Source organism: Streptomyces thermovulgaris (genome assembly GCF_002155915.1).
In the GTDB taxonomy this organism is placed as follows: Bacteria; Actinomycetota; Actinomycetes; order Streptomycetales; family Streptomycetaceae; genus Streptomyces; species Streptomyces thermovulgaris.
Genome location: NZ_MUME01000381.1, coordinates 1 through 3,375 on the forward strand (window position 1 = coordinate 1; position 3,375 = coordinate 3,375).

Here is a 3,375-nt window from a genome sequence, read left to right on the forward strand (position 1 = left end):
ACGCCCGGCTGCCGGCGGGCAATCAGGCCGGACTGTGGGGCTCCCTGCTGCCCGCCGGCAGCCGGGCGTCGGCCAGTTCCAGGCAGGGGACGACCAGGACCGGGACACGGTGCAGCCGCTCGGCCAGACGCCGGGCGGCGACGAGCATCGAGCGTTCCTTCCCGGGCAGTTCGTCCAGCCGTCGCAGAGCGGCGGCGTTGCGGTCGTAGAACGCCGCCCGGTACACCTCGGCGAGGCCGGCGCGGACCTCCGGGTCGGTCAGCAGCAGCCAGCGCCAGTTCTGGCGGTTGTTGCCGTTGGGTGCCTGAAGGGCGATGCGCAGGCAGTCCTTGACGAGCTCCGGGTCCACCTCCCGTTCGAGATCCAGGCCGTTGCGTACGGTGCGGGTGGTGGTGAGCAGCTCCTCGCAGGTCAGCGGTCGTCCGGTGGTCACGGCAGCATCACCGCGCGCACGATCAGGGCGAGATGGGTGCCCGCGACGAAGCCCGTCGCGAGCGGCAGCGGCCAGCCTCCGCGGCGTGCCCGCAGGAACCGCCGCAGGCCCCAGGCCGGGAGCACCGCCGTCAGGCAGGGCAGCAGGCCCGCCGGGCCGTCCGGAAGGAACAGGACGATCTGGCAGCCGACCGCCCCCGCCGCGAAGGCCGCCGTGACCACCGCGCTGCGCCGCGGGCCGAGAGCGGCCGAGTACAGGCGCGCTCCGGGCGGTGTCTCCCAGGCCGTCTTGCGGGCGAACTCGTAGTGCAGGAGCACACAGACGCACAGCGTCGGCAGCACCGCCCCGCGCCAGTCGGCGGTGACGGTCCCGGCGGCGGCCAGCGATCCGTACACATACGCCCCGAGCAGCACCTGCACCGGGCAGGTGACCGCGAGATTGAGCAGCTGCCGCTCGCGCAGTGCCGCCGACAGGTGCTCCAGGGCGGCGAGCAGCAGCGCGTAGCCGAGGGCCGCCAGGATCAGCAGGACGGCCGCCGGTGACAGCGCAGCGTTCAGGCCCGTGACGACGGCGGTCAGGGCGGCCATGCCGCCGCGCAGTTCGGCGACGGTGATCGCGCCGGTGACCAGCGGCCGGTCCGGGTGGTGCACACGGTCGTACGCGAGGTCCTTCTGCTCGTCCAGCATCCGCAGGAACAGCAGGGCCAGGATCACGCTCAGCGCCCGCACCCAGGTGGCCGCCGCCGGACGCCAGGCCGTGCCGGTCAGCGACACCGCGGAGGACTCCAGGGCCAGGGTCCACAGCAGTCCGTAGGTGGCGTAGACCCAGGGCCGGAACATGTGGAGCACGAAGCGGGCCAGCCGGGCGGGCACCTGCGTGACGGCGACGGTGCTCATGTCAGGACCGTCCCTCCCGCTCTCGGCATGCGGCCCGGTGCCGTGCCCGCGGCGCCGGCCGGGCCGCGGGTGTCCGTGTCCCGGTCGGCGAAGCCGATGCGGGCCTCGGCCACCGGGGTGCCGAGCTGGTGCAGGGTGCATTCCACGTCCGCTCCGGGCAGCACCGGGGCGGTGCGGCACACCAGGGGCAGGTCCATCTCGGCGAAGCGGTGGAACCGTGCGGACAGGCCGACCGGCAGCGCCGTGGGCGCGCGCAGCGTGCCCGAGGCCACGGCGGCGGTCAGGGCCAGTTGGCGGCATGCCTCCAGCTCCAGCATGCCGGGCACATGGTCGACCCAGTGGTCGTACAGCGTGGGGTGCGTGGTCCGGGCGACCAGGCGGGCCTCGCTCCCGCCGTCGCCCGTGGGACGCGGCGGGGAGATGACCACGTTGGCGGGGTCGCGGCGGCCCACCGCGGCGGCGTCGGCGCACGGGCCTTCGAGCGGTGCGACGGGCGGCCGGGACAGGCCGAACGCGTCGCGCTGCCGGGACCGCAGCCGGTCCCAGTCCTGCGGCCGCATCCAGGAGTAGTCGATGCGGGCGGACAGCGCGGGGCGTCCGCGGACGGTCACGGTGAAGGCCAGCCGCAGTCCCGTCATCCCGGACCGGCTGCGCAGCCGTTCCTCGATGCGGGCGGCGATGACGGCCTCGGTGGGGGTGGTCCCGGTCGTCAGGGCGGTCAGGTCGAGCACGTCCGACTCGACCGCGCGCAGCAGGAACTTGTGGCCCAGCGGTACGCCGAGGCAGCGGTGGGCCACGACGAAGATGGCCTGCCGGCACGCCTCCAGCACCAGGAAGGGGTCGTGGTGGGTGCGGGGGGCGAGGGTGTCGTCGTGGAAGGCGTGCAGGCGGGGAAGCTGCGCGGCGAGCAGCACCTCGTCCTCGCCCGTGCGTTTCGCGTCGGTCAGGAAGACCTCGGCGACCGCGGCCCGGTGGACCAGTTCCTTCGGGAGGGTCCTGGTGAACTGCATGGGGGTGTTCCTCCTTCACGGGGCCGTCCTCACGGGGCCGTCCTCACAGGGGTGTTCTCGCGGGGTGTTCTCGGGGCCGTCCTCATGGGGCCGTGGTGCCGAGGGCCGCCAGATGGCGGCGCCATGCGGCGGCGTCGGCGCCGTCCAGCACCGGGGCGCGGCCGGGCTGCCGCATGGGGAGCACCTTGGAGCCGACGACGACGGTGTCCCAGGGGTCCAGGTCGACTCCCTGCCGCCAGGCCTCCTCCAGGAGCCGGCGCGGGTCGGCGGTGCTGTCGGGGCCGAGGCGGTCCGCCACTGCCCGGCGCAGCCGTTCGAGGGCGGGTCCGAAGTCGAGTTCGCGGGGCTTGGTGGCGGCGTGGAGCCGGTCGGCCAGCTCGAGGGCGTGGCCGGTGCGGTCCTCGCCCCGCAGTGCGGACCGGAGGAGGCGGTCGCGTTCGGCGTCGTCGAAGTGGACGGCCAGCTCCCTGAGGACGTCGGCGGGTTCGTCGGGGGTGTGGACCAGGTTGAGCAGATAGCTGTAGCGGCCGAGGCGGTGGCGGAGCTGGCCGGGCACCCGTGCGTCCGGGTCGGTGGGGCCCTTGAGCCGGGTGAGTTCCACCGAGGCCGGGATGTCGAGGGTGCGGCCGGGGCGGACGACGAGGACGAGGGCGTCGGCGTCCTGGAGGAAGAGCGCGGCGAGCCGTCTGCGGTAGGGGGTGGCGAGGTTCCACTGGAAGTACCACAGGGCCCGGATCATGGTGCGGGTCAGACGGGTGATCGCCGCGCCCACGATCCGGAAGTCCTGTTCGGTCAGCCACTCGACGGCCGCTTCCAGTCTGCGTGCCACCACGGCGTCCGGTTTCAGCAGCAGTGCGGCGTGGTGCCAGGCGAAGCCGGTGACGTCGCCGGTGAGGGCGGCGAGCTGTTCGTGGGCTTCCTGGTAGTAGGTGTCCGCGCCGTACAGCCGTTGCTTGGCGGGGTGGCAGGTGAGCAGGGGCGGCACCGCGATGCCGTGTTCGGGGCCGGGGTGGTCGGGAAGGTGGGTCACTGGGGG

At 74.0% G+C, this 3,375-nt stretch carries 4 protein-coding genes; all 4 read right to left on the bottom strand.

Annotated elements, in window-relative coordinates; all coding sequences use genetic code 11:
• Window positions 1-22: 22 nt before the first annotated feature.
• On the bottom strand, window positions 23-433 hold the full coding sequence (locus CCN35_RS28520) for a nitroreductase family protein (RefSeq protein WP_158100435.1): 411 nt from the start codon (window positions 431-433) through the stop codon (window positions 23-25).
• Window positions 430-1,329: a hypothetical protein gene (locus CCN35_RS28525; RefSeq protein ID WP_158100436.1), complete on the bottom strand. Its 900-nt coding sequence runs from the start codon at window positions 1,327-1,329 to the stop codon at window positions 430-432. The genes CCN35_RS28520 and CCN35_RS28525 overlap by 4 nt, the downstream gene beginning before the upstream one ends.
• Window positions 1,326-2,339: a ScbA/BarX family gamma-butyrolactone biosynthesis protein gene (locus CCN35_RS24645; RefSeq protein ID WP_067399381.1), complete on the bottom strand. Its 1,014-nt coding sequence runs from the start codon at window positions 2,337-2,339 to the stop codon at window positions 1,326-1,328. Before CCN35_RS24645 ends, CCN35_RS28525 begins: the two co-directional genes overlap by 4 nt.
• A gap of 82 nt (window positions 2,340-2,421) precedes the next feature.
• Window positions 2,422-3,375, bottom strand: a 954-nt coding sequence (locus CCN35_RS24650; RefSeq protein WP_342748651.1) for a nucleoside-diphosphate kinase, incomplete at its 5' end; no start/stop codon positions are given.